Raw genomic sequence first — 16,847 nt, forward strand, 5'->3', positions numbered from 1 at the left:
CCCCCCCCCGCCCCCCCCCCCCCCCCCCCCCCCCCCCCCCCCCCCCCCCCCGCCCACCGCCGCGCCGATGCCAGATTCCCGCGATGCCACAACCGCAGCAATCCCCTCCCCCTGACCCCCTCCCCCAAGGGGAGGGGGAGATTTCGGGTGGCGATTGTCAATCCGTGGCGCGAGGAATAGATTTCGGCGAACCGCCCGCTTCCGCTATCCTGCGCGCATGACCGCCCCGCCGCCGCGACCTGCCGAAACCACAGGCGACGAGTTTCACGACGACCTGGGCGACCGGCGCGGCCTCGATCCCGCCATCATCAAGGAGCTGACGCGGCTCGATCCGCTGCGCTCCACTCTGTCGGTGCTGCAGACCTGGCTGGAAATCGCCGCGCTGCTCGCGCTCGCCGTCCTGTTTCCGGAATGGTGGATCGTCGCGCCCTGCATGGCGCTGCTGGCGACAAGGGCGCAGGCGCTGTTCGTGCTGTCCCACGAGGCGGTGCATTACCGGCTGTACGAAACCCGCTGGCTCAACGACCTGGTCGGCCGGATCTGCGCGGCGCCGGTCGGCATCTCGATGTTCGCCTACCGGGTGATCCACAGGCTGCACCACAACCACCTGTTCGGCGCGCAGGACCCGGACACGCCGATCCACGGCGGCTATCCGCGCGGCCGGGCCTATCTCGCCGGCAAGCTGCTGAAGGACGCCGCCGGGCTGACGGCCTGGAAGACCTACGCCTATTTCTGGGGGGCGCCATCCGCGGCCCGGCTCGACGGAACGAAGACCGATCCGCTCGGCGACACCGCGCCGAAGCTGCGCCGCGACGCGCTCACCGACCGCTGGGTCGTGGCGGGGTTCCATCTGGCGCTACCGGCAGCGGCGCTCGCCTTCGGCTTCTTCGCCGAATACCTGCTGCTCTGGGCGATCCCGCTCTGGTTCCTGCTCCAGCCGCTGATGCGCTTCCGCTCGATCCTCGAACACGGCATGACGACCGAGACCGGCGACGCCTGGCGCGACGCGCGCACCAATCTGGGGCCGAAATGGCTGATGTGGCTGCTCTTCCCCCACAACGTCCATTACCACCTGGAGCACCATCTCTACCCGTCGCTGCCGCACTACAGCCTGCCCAGGGCCCACCGCGCCCTGCGCGACGGCGGGCTTCTGGAAGATGCGGAGGTGCGGCCGGCCGGCTACGCCGCGCGCCTCGCCTGGGGAACGCCGGGCGGATAGTTCTGCGGCCGGAGAGTGCCGAAACATTGTAGGGGAGGATTTGAAACCCTCCCCTGCGTACTAGCGGGTAACCGCCCTTCCCGTCATTTTGACCGGAATGGTCCGGAGGACCATGGAGCGGAGAAATCTTTCACCCGCAGCGCATGGTCCTGAGCGCCAGGCGTGAAAGATTTCTCCGCTTCGCCCCGGAAAAGTCCGGGGCTTCGGTCGAAATGACGGGGAAGGGTCCCGGGTTGTCGATGCCGGAGGGCGCAATGCCCGACCGGAACCGCAACCGGAATCAGAACGGGATTTCGTCGTCGAAATCGGCGCCGGAGGATTGGGGGGCGCCGCCCTGCTGCCGGTCGCCGTAGCCGCCGCCGTCCCGCTGGCCGCCCCCGCCGCCGGAGTCGTAGGAGCCGCCCCGGTCGCCCCGGTCATAGGAGTCGCTCGTGCCGCCGCCGTCGCGCCGGCTGTCGAGCATCGTCATTTCGCCGCGATAGGGGCGGATCACGACCTCGGTCGTATAGCGCTCCTGGCCGGTCTGTTTATCCTCCCATTTGCTGGTCTGGAGCTGGCCCTCGATATAGACCTTCGAGCCCTTGCGCAGATATTGCTCGGCGACTTCCGCGGTCCGGCCGAAAATGACGACGCGGTGCCACTCGGTGCGCTCCCGCATCTCGCCGGAGTTGCGGTCCTTCCAGCGTTCGGAGGTCGCGACGGAGAAGTTCGCGACCTTGTCGCCGCTCTGCATCGTGCGGACTTCGGGATCGCGGCCCAGGTTGCCGACCAGGATGACCTTGTTGACGCTGCCTGCCATGATGTTCCCCGTATGTTCGGTTGGCGACTCTTGTTTAATTCGCCTAGCCCGCGTCGGCAAGCCGTTTATAACCTGCCCGAAAATCAAATCGAATGGAAAAGGCCCCAATTCGAAGGCCCGAACCGGAAAGATTCGCCATGCTTCTCGAAGGCTCCTGCCATTGCCGCGCCGTGACGTTCAGCGTCGAGAGCCGCACGCCCTACCCGTTCAACTATTGCTACTGCTCGATCTGCCGCAAGACGACCGGCGGCGGCGGCTACGCCGTCAACATCATGGGCGACACGCCGACCCTGCGCATCGAGGGCGGCGAACATCTCGCGGTCTACCAGGCGACCATCGACGGCCGGACGAGCACGGCGATGCGGCATTTCTGCAAGCGCTGCGGCAGCCATCTCTGGCTGTGGGACCCGCGCTGGCCGGAGCTGGTCCATCCGCTCGCCGCGGCCATCGACACCGAACTGCCGGCGGCGCCGGAGCGCGTCCACCTCATGCTCGGCGCCAAGCCTGTCTGGTGCCCGGTCCGGGAGGAGTCGGCGGAGGAGCGGCATTTCGAGGCGTATCCCGAGGAAGCCATCGAGGACTGGCACCGGAAGCGGGGCCTGCTGGCGGAATAGGCGGCCTTTCCCCTGGGGAAAGTCAGGAGGTGTGACGGTCTGCCCCTGCACCGTTTTCCGTGATGTCGTATCCGTAGCCTCAAGAACTCCGCCCTCCATGTGCGCGTCAATTCAAGGAGCTTCGAATGCACCCCGCGGTTCAGGCCAGACTCGACAGAACACTGGGCCAGGCCGCTCAGCGCCACAGGGCGCCCGTGGTGCGCGGCTTCGGCGCCTTTCTCTGGGACAAGCGCTGGTTCTTCATCGCGCTCGCGGTCGGCGCCGTGATGATGAGCTTTTCGCCGCCGGAAGGGCTGGACCAGCGCGGCCTCATCCTGATTGCGATGTCCGTCGTCGCGATCATCCTGTTCGTCACAGAGCCGGTGCCGCTGCCCACGGTCGCCCTGATGATCATTCTCGGTCAGGTCGTGCTGCTCGGCATCGATTCAACCTCCGTGGCCGAAAGCCTGATGAGCGATTCCGTCCTGTTCATCATGGGGTCGCTGATGCTGGCGGTCGCGGTCGTCAAGCAGAAGCTGGACAAGCGGATCGCCTACTGGATCGTCCGCATGACCGGCACCGGCACGGTCAACGTCTGCGTCGGCATTTCGGTCGTTTCGGGAATTCTCGCCTCTTTCATCGGCGAGCATACCGTGGCCGCGATGATGCTGCCCGTCGCCATCACGCTCATAACGCTGACGTCGGAAGATTCACGGAAGGTACGCGGCCTCGCCGCGGTGCTGCTGTTTTCGATTTCCTACGGCTGCTCGATCGCCGGCATCGGGACGCCGTCCGGCGGCGCCCGCAACGCGATCATGATCGGCTACTGGAAGGAATTCTTCTACGATCCGGCAAATCCGGAAACGGCCAAGTTCGTCGTCGATTACCTGACCTGGATGCTTTACGCCTATCCGATATTCCTGATCCAGCTTCCCTTCGTCACGCTGATCCTGTTTTACACCTTCAAGCCGGAGCACCGGAACATCTCCCGGGCCGTCGTCCGGCTGCGGGAGCAGATCAGGGCCCAGGGGCCGATGAAATCGGCCGACTGGGTTTCCATCGTCGCCTTTGCCGTTGTCCTGTCCGGCTGGCTGACTTTCTCCGATACGCTCGGGCTTGGCACCGTCGCGATATTCGGCGCGGTCGCCTTTCTGGTCATCGGGCTGGTGCGCTGGGAGGATTTGAACTCCGGCGTCAACTGGGGCGTCGTGCTCCTTTACGCAGCCGCCATTTCGCTCGGCGTCCAGATGAAGGACAGCGGCGCGGCGCTCTGGGTCGCCAACAACTTCCTCGACCTGCTGTCCCCCCTCGGCATCGAAGGCGGCATACCGCTCTGGACGGCGGTATCGGCGCTGACGACCGGCGTGACCAACCTCATGTCCAACGGCGCCGCCGTCGCGGTCATCGGGCCCATTACCCTGAAGATGGCGGCGGCGGCCGGCGAAAGCCCGCTCCTCATCGGATTCATCACCGCCATTTCGTCCGCCTTTGCCTATCTCACGGTCATCGGGACGCCGGCCTGCACCATCGTCTACGCATCCGGCTATCTCAAGACCACGGATTTTCTCCGCGTCGGATACCGCATGGTCATCGTGTCGACGGTTCTGCTGATTATCTCGGCTTACCTTTTCTGGCCCCTGATCGGGTTGTAGGATGGCGGGCGAAGCATCGCGAACGACTCCGGAAACCGGGGAGCCGGCACTGCGCGATTCAGAAAGCCCTGAGGACGTTCCCGAAGCCGCCGGCCCGCCGCGGTTCAGCATTCTCGTCTGCATCGACGGGACCGACGCCTCCTACCGGGCGCTGCGTCATGCCGTGCGCATCGGCTCGGGAACCGACGCCGACCTGACGCTGCTCTACGTCCGGCCGATCGACCGGGACCTGCAGACCGGCGGCATGCAAATCTCGGTCGTGCGCGAGAACCTTCTCGACTGGGGCCTCGAATTGCCGGGCGCCGTGGCCCTGCGCCGCGGCCGCGAAATGCTCGTCGAACTTGGGTGGCTGGGCCGGGACTGGCAGGCGGAGTTCGCCCATGTCGACGTGCAGGGCGATCCGCTCGGCGACAACGCGATCATATATTCCAGCCCGAAAGGCCGCTCGGTCGTGCTGCGGCTGCTGATTGCCCCGTCCGTCCCGTCCGGAATACTCGACGAGGCGAAGCTCGGCGAGTTCGACCTGCTGATCGTCGGCATGCCGGAAGGAGAAAAAGGCTCCGGACCGGGTTTCGTTTCGCGCAAGATTGCAAGACGGGTTGCCCGGGAGCATACCGGCGCCGTTCTCGTCACGCGGGCGCGGGAGGAAAGCGACGGCCATCTCGTCTGCATCGCCAATTACGAGGGCTCCATCGTTGCGGCGCAAAAGCATGCAGATATTGCAGGCCGCTGCGCCGCCCCACTCTTCCTGCTGTCGGTCGCGCGGGCGGCGGATATTCTTGCGGTATCGAGGAAGACGGTCGCGACCGCCAAAGAGCGGATCGAAAAGGCGGGGACCCCGGTATCCGGCACGACGGCGCTGGTCGGAGATCCCGTGAACCTGATCGTCGAGCAGGGCCGGCCGCACTCCGTCATCGTCGTATCGCGGTTCCAGAAACGGACCGGATGGCGCCAGATCTTCTCCAACAGCATCGCTTTCAAGGTGCTCAAACGCGCCGAAAACTCGGTCATGATCACCCGATAAGGTCGGCGAGGCCTAGGCGCTGGCGGCCATCGACACCGAACTCCTGGCGACGCTGGAGCGGGAAGAGCGGAGAAGCTGGCTTCGGGCGTATACGAGACCGGCGTGCCGAGATATTGTTGGCCGCGCAATTCGTACAACGGCGAGACAGATGGCGGTTTGGGGGAAGACGCACGAAGTCGAGATTGCCGCGGCGCTCAGGAAAGGCCGCCGCGCTTCGAGGCCAATCTATGTGACGGACAGCGGTGCTGCCTATTGCGGTGACGCTTTCAAGGTGCTCAAGAGCAAGCCGTTCGAGGAGTACCAGGGCAGGGTCCAGCTCGCGTTCACGTCGCCGCCATTCCCGCTCAACACCAAGAAGAGCTACGGCAACCTGCAGGGTGAAGATTACATTCGTTGGTTTTCCAAGTTTGCCCCCCTTCTTCGAGACATGGTCACGGACGACGGCTCGATCGTTATCGAGATCGGAAACGCGTGGGTGCCGGGCGAGCCAGTCATGTCAACCCATGTTTTGGAGGCGTTTCTCCGCTTTCTCAAGAAGGGCAACCTACACCTTTGCCAGGAATTCATCTGGTACAATCCGGCGCGACTGCCTTCGCCCATCGAGTGGGTTAACAAAGAGCGAATTAGGGTGAAGGATGCCTTCACTCGCATCTGGTGGATGTCCCCTACGACGCGCCCAAAGGCCGACAATCGGAAGGTTCTTCGCAAGTATAGCGCCAGCATGAGGAGGCTAATTGAGACCGGGAAGTATAACCCGGGTATCCGTCCCTCGCAGCACAACATCGGTGCGGAGAGCTTCAAGACAAATAACAATGGTGCCATCCCGCCTAACGTCGGAGCTGCGGACGCGCTTCCCTCTCTGGACGGCATGATCACGCCAAGGGGCTTCTCTGAGTACCTCCAGGAGACGACTAACCTACTCAAGGCGGCCAATACACTTTCGAGCGGCAGCTACCGCAAGTTTTGCCTTGATCGAGGCGTGCCGCTGCATCCCGCACGGATGCCCTCGTCGCTTGTCGAGTTCTTCGTGAATTTCCTGACGGACGAGGGGGACACGGTACTTGACCCGTTCGCAGGCAGCAACACCACTGGAGCGGTGGCGCAATCGCTCGGGCGGCGCTGGCTGTCCGTCGAGGCCGATTGGGTATACGCAGCGCACGCGATTGGACGGTTCGACCCGGAGATCATCACTCCGAGGTGTGACGAACTAGTCGTGACCAAGACCGATATTTCTGAGGTCGACGAGGTGGCTGACGGCAATGATCACGCGACTGCCTCGTCGTCACCCTCCAAGCCAGATATGCCGCTCTTCACTTCTTGAGAGGCTACCATCGCAGCGATTACCGCGAGGCGCGCGCGCTCCTGGCGCCCCATCTCCTCGGCAGCTTCCTCTGGCAGGTTCGGGGCGCTCTCGCTCTGCGTCTCTTGGTACATCAGCAGCGAGTGCACGGCGAGCCATGTCTCGTAGCGCGATCGAAAGGACTTCGCTAGCGTCTCGTGCTGTCTCTCGAAGCGGCGAACTTCGGTAGTGAAGCGCGGGAACGACTCGCAGTAATAGACATAGAGCGTACCCTCATTCATCACGAAGTTGCTGGCGTGCCGCCGCACGTCCGTGTCGTCCGGATCCTCGCAGATGTTTTCCCATTCGTCGTCTGCGGGACCAGCGACAGGAATCACCCGAAAGTCCGGAAATGTGCTGCGCCGCTCCGGCTCCTTGGGCATTGGCGGATCGACGACGCGGTACTCACACTCGTCGCTTAGGGCGGGCAGGCCCTTGCGGTACAGCTCGATCCTAATCGAGCCTGTCGAACCCACGACCACACTGTCTCGACACTCGACTCCAATTCGCATCCGCCCGCCTTTCAGCGGACTGGTGCCGAAAACGCTGAGGTCGTCGCCCACAGCGACGTTAAAGCGCGACGCGCTGGGATCGTCGGGATCGTGATAATCGGAGTTAGCGTCGGTCTCCACGCGGACGTATCTCCGCTGTCCGGCATAGAAGGGTATGTCTTTCTCGTCATCCCAGACGATGCGTAAGAAGGTTGGCGGGTCCTTAGGCTCGATCGGCAGGGGTCTAGGGCGTGGCCGCCGCTGTACGATCTTCTGCTGTCCCTCCTCCGAATCCTTCGTACCGCCGGTTTGTTCAAGCGCCGCTCCGGCGATGCGCAGGAGTTTGGCAACTTCGCGGCGCATATTCTTCTGGGTGTCCTCGTCCTTCTCCTTGAGGCTCTGCTCGCGGGCTTCCTCGTTGAGACGCACCAACTCGTCGTCCGCCTTGAGGGCGCCGATCAATTCTGACCTGATGCGCTCCAGCATATGGCCCTCTCGCGACTGCTCTCGGGTGCTGGCAAATAGCTGTCTTTTCGCGTTGGGCGAGAGCCGGTCACAGTTAACGTGGCAGATCAGCCGTCCCTGAGTCTGGAGAAACGGGAGGTCAGCGCCGTGCTTGGCATCTCTGATGATCCTGCCGGTGAGGTCGCCGTGGTTCTGGCCGTTGTGCGTGAGGACCATGGGTTTGGTCGCGTCTACGAAGTTCTCAGCTGGCTTGGTCCGTTTCTTCCCCTTGATGGTTTCGAGCCGGGCGAGCACCCAGTATTCGATCCCAATAGACCCATAGTCCCCCAACTCCACGCTGAACATTGGGACGTGGTGGTCGAGCGACGGCCCTCTGGTATCGTCGTCCCCTTCGTCCACGGCGCCGTTGAGAGCGTTACGGGCGCCCTTGATGGTACGGTTCCACTTGTTGACTTGGTTTTCGAACCGGATCGCTGAGACGGGATCAAACAGTATCCGCCCAAGAACGCCGTACACACTCTTCGAGCCGAGAACTGAGGTATATCCGGTGAGGTCGTAGCCGAAGTGACGTACGATAGTGCCATGCTCGATGTCACCTGCCGCTGCCGGTACTTCCAACGGTGAGTCGTGGGTGGCAAGAAACACATAGCGTCCGGTCTTGAATTCCTCTGCGGGCAGGTCCTCGTACTTGACCAGCGTAAAACCTAGCCGATCAGATCCTCTGCGCCTCGAAACGATCAGCGTATACTTACAGAAAGCAAACGTGCTGGAGCCACCCTGACCGTAGGTACCCGCGAGGTAGTGTTTCTGAATTTTGTTGCTCTCGTTGAGGCTGAGAATCGTGGTTTCCAAACTATCGGGCTCGATTCCGATACCCTTGTCGATAGTGGTAAGGATCCTGGACTGCGAACCCTCACCAGGCTCTAGTCGGACGATTGCTCGTGCGGCGAGATCCTGGCGCTCTTTCCTAGTAAGAGCGGAAAGCCCGTCCTTCTCCGACACGCCCAGCCAAGCGCTAGCCGCCTCTCGGGGCGAGCGGCAATTCGGGATTCCTCGGTGCTGCTCATGCTCTAGCTCAAGGAGTGCATCTAGCATGTTGGTCACCCGCTCGATCATTGAGCGGCCGGCGTCCGACGCGACTTCGATCGCGCCGCGATTGTTTGGCCTGCGCCCGACGGGCTCAAACCCGATGACGAGAGGACTTGCTGCGACGTAAGTTTCGAGCGCCACCTCCACCTGCTGCGTATTCGTTGCGTGAAGGAGTGCGTTGAGGAATTCCCGTTCATTCATTGGTTATCTGACTCGCGAATCTTGGACTGTGCATGACGCTGACATTAGCTGAGGCGGTGTCGTTCTGATTGCCAGCGGAAACCTCCAAGCGGTCTGTTGGACGGGTAGAGATAGAGTAAATTGGGCTTGTACGGAAGCAATGCTGGCGGAGGGATGGATCCGGAGAGCGCAGGATGTATCGTAAGCATCTCCCAAAAGCTACGGGGTATTCCGCGCCGATTGGTGCGGTGAGTGATACCGGCAATGAAGCGCCGAGCGGAACTCGCCTAGTCCGCGGTGCTGGACGCCTCGGCGCAGGAGCGGCATTTCGACGGATATCCGGATTAATCCATCGAAGACCGCCACAGGAAACGGGGCTTGTTGAGGGAATGACCGCCGCTGACCGTTTCTCTGGCCGGAGCAATGGCCGTCTGTGTTTGATCGAGAGGACGCAAACGTGAAAGGTAAGGATAGCTTTACCGCCGGGGAGGCCAAGGCCATCAGAGACTTGCTCAGGCAAGCAAGGCGTAAGGATCGGAACGAGCAAAAGAGACTCAGGCGTATCCTGAGAAAGCAACATTGTTTCTATATTACTGACTTCGACCGAAGCAGCGCGGGCTTTACCGCGTCGGACTTCGACAACCTGATCGCGCGCGGCGCGATCATCATAAAACGCTCCTGAAGCAGCGGCACCGGCCTGCTGCGCCAATTCCGAGTCGCTTTCCCGGCCTTCCCGTCCCATATTGCCGGCACGCGGACGGGCCGACGGCCGAATTGAATTTTCCTTCCAGAACATGCCCGATTTTCCTGCCGATCCGATGCCCCGGACCCTCGATACTGTTGCCGGACCCGCCCCCGACGCCGATGTTTTCGAGGGGGCCGGCCTGACCCACATCCGCGTCCGCGGCGCGCGCGAGCACAATCTCCGCAACATCGACGTCGAGATCCCGCGCAACAACCTGGTCGTCATCACCGGTCTCAGCGGCTCCGGAAAATCCTCCCTCGCCTTCGACACGATCTATGCCGAGGGCCAGCGCCGCTATGTCGAGAGCCTGTCGGCCTATGCCCGGCAGTTCCTCGAGCTGATGGAAAAGCCGGACGTCGACCATATCGAGGGCCTGTCGCCGGCGATCTCCATCGAGCAGAAGACGACCTCGCGCAACCCGCGCTCGACCGTCGGCACGGTGACGGAAATCTACGATTACATGCGCCTCTTGTGGGCGCGGGTCGGCATCCCCTATTCGCCGGCGACCGGCCTGCCGATCGAGAGCCAGACCGTCTCCCAGATGGTCGACGCCGTGCTGGCGATGCCCGAGGGCAGCCGGCTCTACCTGCTCGCGCCCATCGTGCGCGGCCGCAAGGGCGAATACCGCAAGGAGTTCCAGGACCTGCAGAAGCGCGGATTCCAGCGCGTCAAGGTCAACGGCGAGATCTACCTGGTCGACGAGGCGCCGGCGCTCGACAAGAAGTTCAAGCACGATATCGACGTGGTGGTCGACCGCATCGTGCTGCGCGACGACCTGGCGGCCCGGCTCGCCGATTCCATCGAGACGGCGCTCGAACTGTCGGACGGGCTGCTGTTCGTCGAGGACGCCGACAGCGGCGCACGCACGACCTTCTCGGCCCGGTTCGCCTGCCCGGTTTCGGGCTTCACCATCGACGAGATCGAACCGCGGCTGTTCTCCTTCAACAACCCGTTCGGCGCCTGCCCGTCCTGCGACGGCCTCGGTGTGCAGGCGGAGTTCGATCCCGAGCTGGTCGTGCCGAACCCGACGCTCAGCCTGGACGACGGCGCGCTCGCGCCCTGGGCCGACACCAGCTCGAAATATTACGGCCAGACCCTCAAGAGCCTCGCCGCCCACTACGGTTTCAAGCTTTCGACGCCGTTCGCGAAGCTGCGCAAGAAGGACCGGGAGGCCGTCCTGTTCGGCTCCGGCGGCACGCCGATCACGATGCGCTACGACGACGGGCTGCGCAAATACGAGACGACGCGGCCGTTCGAGGGCGTGATCCCTAACCTGGCCCGGCGCTACCGCGAGACGGATTCGAGCTGGGTGCGCGAGGAATTGAGCAAATACCAGACCGTCGCGCCCTGCGCGGCGTGCAGCGGTTTCCGCCTCAAGCCCGAGGCGCTGGCCGTCCGCGTCGCGGAGATGCACGCCGGCGCGGCGGCACAGATGTCGATCGCCGGCGCGCGCGACTGGTTCGCCGCGCTGCCGGAACGCCTCACCGCCAAGCAGATGGAAATCGCCGGGCGCATCCTGAAGGAGATCAACGAGCGGCTCGGCTTTCTCGTCAATGTCGGCCTCGACTATCTCACCCTGTCGCGCAATTCGGGCACGCTTTCCGGCGGCGAGAGCCAGCGCATCCGCCTCGCCTCCCAGATCGGCTCGGGCCTCACCGGCGTGCTCTATGTCCTCGACGAGCCCTCCATCGGCCTGCACCAGCGCGACAACCGCCGGCTGCTCGACACGCTGGAGCGGCTGCGCGACCTCGGCAACACCGTCATCGTCGTCGAGCATGACGAGGAGGCGATCCGCGACGCCGACTGGCTGATCGACATGGGGCCGCGCGCCGGCGTGCATGGCGGCGAGGTCGTCGCCATCGGGCCGCCGGCCAGGGTCTTCCAGGTCCCGGGCAGCCTGACCGCGGACTACATCACCGGCCGGAAGGAGATCCCTGTGCCGGCGCAGCGCCGTGCCGGCCCGGCGGGCCGGGCCGTTACCGTGAAAGGCGCCGCGGCCAACAATTTGCAGAAGATCGACGCCGCCTTCCCGCTCGGCGTGTTCACCTGCGTGACCGGCGTCTCCGGCGGCGGCAAGTCCACCCTGGTGGTCGAGACCCTCTACAAGGCGGCGGCCCGGCGGCTCAACGGCGCGCGCACCCTGCCCGGCGCCCATAAGGGCATCGACGGGCTGGAGCATCTCGACAAGATCATCGACATCGACCAGTCGCCCATCGGGCGGACGCCGCGCTCCAACCCGGCGACCTACACCGGCGCCTTCGGCCCGATCCGCGACTGGTTCGCCGGCCTGCCGGAATCCGGCGCGCGCGGCTACAAGCCCGGCCGCTTCTCCTTCAACGTCAAGGGCGGGCGCTGCGAGGCCTGCCAGGGCGACGGCGTGCTCAAGATCGAGATGCACTTCCTGCCCGACGTCTACGTCCAGTGCGACGTCTGCAAGGGCAAGCGCTACAACCGCGAGACCCTGGAGATCGCCTTCAAGGACAAGTCGATCGCCGACGTGCTCGACATGACGGTGGACGAGGCGCTGGAATTCTTCCGCGCCGTGCCGGCGATCCGCTCGAAGATGGAGACGCTCCAGCGCGTCGGCCTCGGCTACATCAAGCTCGGCCAGCCGGCGACGACGCTTTCCGGCGGCGAGGCCCAGCGTGTCAAGCTGTCCAAGGAACTGTCGAAGCGCGCCACCGGCCGCACCCTCTACATCCTCGACGAGCCGACCACCGGCCTGCATTTCGACGATGTGCGCAAGCTGCTCGACGTGCTGCACGAGCTGGTCGAGGCCGGCAACACGGTGATCGTGATCGAGCACAATCTGGAGGTCATCAAGACCGCCGACTGGATCGTCGACCTTGGCCCCGAGGGCGGCGACAAGGGCGGCCTGATCGTCGCCGCCGGCACGCCCGAAGACGTCGCCGCCGTGCCCGACAGCTTCACCGGCCAATACCTCGCCCGCTTCCTCGAAACCGCCGGCGAGGCCCGCCGGAGCGCGTGAGGCCGCCCCCTTCGACAGGCTCAGGACAGGCTTTCGATACGCCCCGCCCTTCGATACGCCCCGGCCGGGGGCCGGGGCTACTCAGGGTGAGGGTGAAGGGGAGTGAACGCACTACAACACCCTCACCCCGAGTAGGCGCGCTTGCGCGCCGTATCGAGGGGCGCGCGCCTACACCAGCTCGATCGGCCCCCGCGGGGCGGCGGCGGCGCGGAGGATGGAATACCAGGTCGAAGTGAGCATTTCGGTGCCGGAGACGCCGACCGCGGGCTGGCGCTTCTCGGTGCGCAGCAGGCCGCCGCTGGCATCCCAGGCCTCGACTTCGGCGACCGCGACGTCCAGCGCCGGATCGGCGATCAGCCGGGCCTCGCAGTTGTCGAGGCCGGTCGAGACCAGGGCGCAGGTCACCATGGTGTTGACGTTGCGCGGATAGAGCTTGGCGACGCCGCGCACCGGGCCTTCGTAGATCACCGTCTCGCCGTCGATGCTCGCCGGATCGAGGCCACTCTCGGAGAAATCGAGATTGTCCGGGTGCTTGCGGAAGGTGATGCGCACCCGCTCCCAGCCGCCGCGGCGCATCAGCAGCTCGTCGCCGCCCAGGAGCGCGCCGGCCGGCACGACCAGCCGGGTCCCGTGCGCCGCCGCCGCGGCCTCCAGCCGTTCACGCAGGGCGTCGTCGGCCAGCGCCGTCACCGACAGCGGCATGTAGTCGGCGCATTGCAGGAAGGATTCGCCGTAGCGCGCCGAAATCGACGGATGGGCGCATTCGACGATCAGGCCGGGATCGCGGGTTCCGGCCTGCTCCGGATCGTCCAGCCGCAGGGCCGGGTCGAGGTCCGCGAGCGCCGCCGCGCTGCGGTTATGGACGAACGCGGTCTCGAACCGGCCGCCGCTCTCCGCGATCCGTTCGGCGATGAACCGGCCGATATAGCCGTAGCCGACGATCCCGATGCGCATGGCGGCCGCCCGCGGTCTCTCCGCCCTACCCGAACGCGACCGGCCCGAACGCGACGGGCAGCGTCCGCGGACCGCGCACCGTGCCGTCGGACCAGCGCACCTCGCCGTCGACCCGGTAGTCCGGGATTCGCTTCAGCCATTCCTCGATGCCGACCCGCAACTCCATGCGCGCCAGGTTCGAGCCGACGCAGCGGTGGATGCCGAGGCCGAAGGCGCCGTGGCGGTTCTCCTGCCGGTCGAGCACCACCTTGTCGGCGTCCGGGAACATGGCCGGGTCGCGGTTGGCCGCCGGGAAGGACAGGAGCACCATCTCCCCCTTCTTCATCGGGCAGCCGCCCATCTCCACGTCCTTCTTGATCTCGCGCGCCATGGTGACCGGCGAATAGGCGCGCAGCAGCTCCTCGATCGCCGTCGGCATCAGTTCCGGCTCGTCGAGCAGGCGCCGCCGGTCTTCCGGGTGCTGGCCGAGATGCATGATCGCGGCGCCGATCGAACTCCAGGTCGTGTCGATTCCCGCGATCATCAGCAGGTTGAGCGTGCCGAGGACGTGGTTTTCCTCGAAGGGCACGCCGTTCAGCGAGCCGTCCATCATCACCCGGATCAGGTCCGGCTCCGGCCCGTCGGGATCGGCTTCCGTCCGGCCTTCCTTGCGCAGCGCGATATGGTGGCGGAAATAGTCGCGCATCGCCTTGGTCGCGTTCTTGCCGATCTCGTCGTCGACGATGCCGACCTCCAGAATCTCGTGGATCCACCGGATGAACCGGTCGCTGTCGCGCACCGGCACGCCGAGCATGTAGGCGATGATGCGCACCGGGATGTGGCGGGCGTAGTGCTGGGCGGCGTCGCAGCGCCCGTCGGCGATGAAGTCGTCGATCAGCTCGTTGCAGACCCGGCGCGCCATCGGCTCCAGCTTGCCGACCTCCTGCGGCGTGAAGAAGGGCAGCAGCACCTGCTTGTGCGCCTTGTGCTCCGGCGGGTCGGAGGTGATCGGCGGCGCAGGCAGCGGCGGGTCCTCGTATTTCTTGTGGCGCAGGAGGATGCGGCGCGACGTGAAGTGCTCGGTATCGTAGGCGATGGCCTTGACGTCCGCGTAGCGGGTCGGCAGCCAGGCGCCTTCGAAGCGCTCGGTGCGGGCGATCGGGCCCTTGCGCAGATCGTCCCAGATCGGGAAGGGGTTGTCGCGCCACTGGGGATCGAGATGGTCCCAGTCGGTGCGCCAGTCCGTGACCGGCGGCCGTTCCAGCGCCTCGTGCGGGGATTGCCCGGCCGGCGGCTGGCCGGTGACCGGGCAGGCGCCGGCTTCGGTGCCGGGTTCCGGCCCGGCGTTCCCGCGAGTTTCGCTGCCGGGCTTGCTGTCGCTCATCCCGCATCCTCCGCAATCTCGACGGCGTATTCCGGGCAGTTGGCCACGGCCAGGCGCGCTTTTTCTTCCATGCCGGGCGGCACGGCGCCGTCGCCCACCGCCGTCGCGTTGCCGAAATCGTCCAGCGCGAACAGTTCGGGCGCCAGCGCATGGCAGCGGCTGTGTCCCTCGCACCGTTCCGGATCGACCCGTACTTTCATGCCCGGTTTCCCTTGCAGGTTGTCCGTCCGCCTGCCCGTTTGCGCGCATGTTCCACCGGCCGGCGGAAAAAGGAAAGGGCGCGGCGTGACCCAACGGCCGTTTGGTTGCGGCGGCCGGGTTCCTTTTCAGGCGAGCAGACCGGAGAAACAGGCGTAGAGCGCGGGCATTGTCTCGATGCCGAAGCCGGGCGCGTCCGGCAGCGTCACCCGCCCGTCTTCGACGACGGCGCCGCCCGGCAGGCCGCCGATCGGCAGGGCAGCATCGAGCGCGACCTCGGCCATGCCGAGTCCGAGCGCCGCCACCGTGTGGAGCGCGAGGACATGGCCGGCATGGGGCGCGAAGCGGCGCGGCGACCAGCCCTTCGCGGTGAAACAGTCGACCATCCGGACATATTCCGGCAGGCCGTAGCTGAGCGAGATATCGAACTGCAGCCAATCGCGGTCCGGCCTGAGGCCGCCGTGGCGTTCGAGGTTGCGGGCGTCGTCGAAGGAAAACAGGTTCTCGCCCGTGCCGATGGGCACAGGAAAGCGCCCGGCGAGCGCGGCCAGCCCGGCATAGTCCAGGGGGGAAACCGGCTCCTCGACCCAGGCGAGGTCGTAGTCCGCCAGCGCGGCCAGCCATCCGGCCGCCGTTTCCGGCTCCCAGACACCGTTGGTGTCGAGCGCCAGGGCGCCCGGCCCGGCAATCTCCAAGGCCGCCTCGACCCGGGCGAGATCGGTCGCCAGCGGCGCGCCGCCGATCTTGATCTTGAAGGTCCGGAAGCCGCGACCGCGCGCGTCGGCGAGGCTCTCGCGCAACGGCTCGGTATCGGCGGCGTCCGCGCCGTAATGGCCGCCCGTGCCGTAGACAGTTACGTCCGGCGCGCCGTCGAAGCCGAAATAACCGGCGATCGTGCGCCAGGCCGGCTCGCCGCGCTGGCGCGCCCGCAGGTCCCACAGCGCCATGTCCAGCACCCCGACCGCGCCGGCGCGCTCGCCGTGGCCGCCCGGTTTCTCGTTCGCCATCATGGCGCGCCAGGCGGCGGCCGGGTCGATCAGGCCGTCGCCGTCCACCAGCTCGCCGGGCGGCGCGTCGAGCAGGCGCGGGATGAAGCGTTCGCGCAGCAGCGCGCCGTGGCCGTAGCGCCCGACCGAATCGAAGCCGAGGCCGCGCAGGTCGCCGTCGGTCTCGACGACGACCGCGCTGGCGGTCATGGCATCGTAGGCGATGCCGGCGTTGCGCAGGCCGGAGGCGAGCGAGACCGTCTCTTCGCGGATCGCGGTAATCTTCATGGCCGGCGGCAGCCGCCCCGCCCTGCTATCCGCCCTGTTGCCCGGCCTGGGTCCAGTCGTGGTCGGAAATGTCGAAGACGATGCCGTGATTGTCCTTGTACTTGGTCTCGGCGTCGACGCCGGGATAATGGTCCGGCAGCTGCATGAAGAAGGTTCCGCCGGCGTCCTCGATGCGCCGGCCGGTCTCGTCGAGGTCGTCGACGACGAAGCCCATATGGTGCAGCCCGGCCCAGTCCGGCCCGTTGACCTGGCCGCCCTTGCCGTCCGGGAAATGGAGCAGGGTGAGGTTCATCACCCCGTCGCTCAGCATGACGGCGTTGCCGATCGGGCTCTCCGCCTCGCGCACCCGTTCGAGGCCGAACACCCGCTCGTAGAACCCGGCCGCCTTCTCGAGGTCCGGCACCTGAAGCGCAATGTGGCGCAGTTTGGCCATGACGCGCTCCCTCCGATTGACGATGGCAGAGGCCATTGTC

Annotated in this window: 14 protein-coding genes; 7 read left to right on the top strand and 7 right to left on the bottom strand. The window is 65.6% G+C overall.

The window, feature by feature from the left end:
* The first annotated feature begins 217 nt into the window (after window positions 1–217).
* A complete protein-coding gene (locus OXM58_13695) occupies window positions 218–1,219 on the top strand; it encodes a fatty acid desaturase family protein (protein MDE0149418.1) in 1,002 nt (333 codons plus the stop codon).
* 280 nt (window positions 1,220–1,499) lie between these two features.
* Here the strand turns inward: OXM58_13695 and ssb are convergent, their stop codons facing one another.
* Window positions 1,500–2,021: a single-stranded DNA-binding protein gene (ssb, locus tag OXM58_13700; protein ID MDE0149419.1), complete on the bottom strand. Its 522-nt coding sequence runs from the start codon at window positions 2,019–2,021 to the stop codon at window positions 1,500–1,502.
* A 134-nt stretch (window positions 2,022–2,155) separates the two neighbouring features.
* On the opposite strand from ssb, the gene OXM58_13705 reads away from it, so the two are divergent.
* From OXM58_13705 to OXM58_13720, 4 genes are all read left to right on the top strand, one after another.
* Window positions 2,156–2,632, top strand: a complete 477-nt coding sequence (locus OXM58_13705) for a GFA family protein (GenBank protein ID MDE0149420.1) — start codon at window positions 2,156–2,158, stop codon at window positions 2,630–2,632.
* A gap of 125 nt (window positions 2,633–2,757) precedes the next feature.
* Entirely contained in the window at window positions 2,758–4,263 is a 1,506-nt protein-coding gene (locus OXM58_13710) for a DASS family sodium-coupled anion symporter (protein ID MDE0149421.1), read from the top strand.
* A gap of 1 nt (window position 4,264) precedes the next feature.
* The gene (locus OXM58_13715; GenBank protein ID MDE0149422.1) at window positions 4,265–5,287 is read left to right on the top strand and encodes a universal stress protein; all 1,023 of its coding nucleotides are present in this window, start codon (window positions 4,265–4,267) and stop codon (window positions 5,285–5,287) included.
* A gap of 148 nt (window positions 5,288–5,435) precedes the next feature.
* Window positions 5,436–6,608 carry a site-specific DNA-methyltransferase gene (locus OXM58_13720; GenBank protein MDE0149423.1) on the top strand — a complete coding sequence of 391 codons (1,173 nt, stop codon included), beginning with the start codon at window positions 5,436–5,438 and terminating at the stop codon, window positions 6,606–6,608.
* Here the strand turns inward: OXM58_13720 and OXM58_13725 are convergent.
* Window positions 6,551–8,872 carry a hypothetical protein gene (locus tag OXM58_13725; protein MDE0149424.1) on the bottom strand — a complete coding sequence of 774 codons (2,322 nt, stop codon included), beginning with the start codon at window positions 8,870–8,872 and terminating at the stop codon, window positions 6,551–6,553. The genes OXM58_13720 and OXM58_13725 overlap by 58 nt on opposite strands.
* Before the next feature lie 436 nt (window positions 8,873–9,308).
* Between OXM58_13725 and OXM58_13730 the strand changes: the two genes are divergently transcribed.
* Window positions 9,309–9,533 (top strand): hypothetical protein, encoded by a 225-nt coding sequence (locus OXM58_13730; GenBank protein ID MDE0149425.1) that lies wholly within the window; start codon window positions 9,309–9,311, stop codon window positions 9,531–9,533.
* Between the two features lie 112 nt (window positions 9,534–9,645).
* A complete protein-coding gene (uvrA, locus tag OXM58_13735; GenBank protein ID MDE0149426.1) occupies window positions 9,646–12,585 on the top strand; it encodes an excinuclease ABC subunit UvrA in 2,940 nt (979 codons plus the stop codon).
* A gap of 168 nt (window positions 12,586–12,753) precedes the next feature.
* Here the strand turns inward: uvrA and OXM58_13740 are convergent, their stop codons facing one another.
* The 5 genes from OXM58_13740 to OXM58_13760 all read right to left on the bottom strand — a co-directional run bounded on the left by OXM58_13740 (window position 12,754) and on the right by OXM58_13760 (window position 16,807).
* Window positions 12,754–13,539 (bottom strand): DUF108 domain-containing protein, encoded by a 786-nt coding sequence (locus tag OXM58_13740; GenBank protein MDE0149427.1) that lies wholly within the window; start codon window positions 13,537–13,539, stop codon window positions 12,754–12,756.
* Between the two features lie 25 nt (window positions 13,540–13,564).
* Window positions 13,565–14,902: a cytochrome P450 gene (locus tag OXM58_13745; GenBank protein MDE0149428.1), complete on the bottom strand. Its 1,338-nt coding sequence runs from the start codon at window positions 14,900–14,902 to the stop codon at window positions 13,565–13,567.
* Window positions 14,899–15,102: a ferredoxin gene (locus OXM58_13750; protein ID MDE0149429.1), complete on the bottom strand. Its 204-nt coding sequence runs from the start codon at window positions 15,100–15,102 to the stop codon at window positions 14,899–14,901. The genes OXM58_13745 and OXM58_13750 overlap by 4 nt, the downstream gene beginning before the upstream one ends.
* Window positions 15,103–15,228: 126 nt before the next feature.
* On the bottom strand, window positions 15,229–16,374 hold the full coding sequence (locus OXM58_13755) for a mandelate racemase (protein MDE0149430.1): 1,146 nt from the start codon (window positions 16,372–16,374) through the stop codon (window positions 15,229–15,231).
* A gap of 25 nt (window positions 16,375–16,399) precedes the next feature.
* Window positions 16,400–16,807 (bottom strand): VOC family protein, encoded by a 408-nt coding sequence (locus OXM58_13760; protein ID MDE0149431.1) that lies wholly within the window; start codon window positions 16,805–16,807, stop codon window positions 16,400–16,402.
* Window positions 16,808–16,847: the final 40 nt, after the last annotated feature.

It is taken from the genome of Rhodospirillaceae bacterium (assembly GCA_028819475.1).
In the GTDB taxonomy this organism is placed as follows: Bacteria; Pseudomonadota; Alphaproteobacteria; order Bin65; family Bin65; genus Bin65.